This window comes from Streptomyces sp. MK7 (assembly GCF_032658145.1).
GTDB lineage: Bacteria > Actinomycetota > Actinomycetes > Streptomycetales > Streptomycetaceae > Streptomyces > Streptomyces spiralis.
This window is the reverse complement of sequence record NZ_JAVACL010000203.1, coordinates 1-209: the sequence shown is the minus strand read 5'-3', so window position 1 is coordinate 209 and position 209 is coordinate 1. Positions and strand designations below refer to the sequence as shown.

Annotated in this window: 1 protein-coding gene; it reads left to right on the top strand. The window is 66.5% G+C overall.

Annotated features, from left to right (window positions below):
• Nucleotides 1-209: transposase (locus R2S09_RS40480; RefSeq protein WP_316746315.1), on the top strand; the 209-nt coding region annotated here is incomplete at both ends.

Here is a 209-nt window from a genome sequence, read left to right as displayed (position 1 = left end):
ACCGGGCCAAGACTGTGACCACCGACATCGGCACCGTCGAGATCGAGGTGCCCCGGGACCGGGCCGGCACCTTCGAGCCGATGATGGTCAAGAAGCGTCAGAAGCGCCTTGCAGGTGTCGATGAGATGGTGCTGTCCCTGTCCGCCAAGGGCCTGACCCACGGCGAGATCTCCGCCCACCTGGCCGAGGTCTACGGGGCGAGTGTCTCC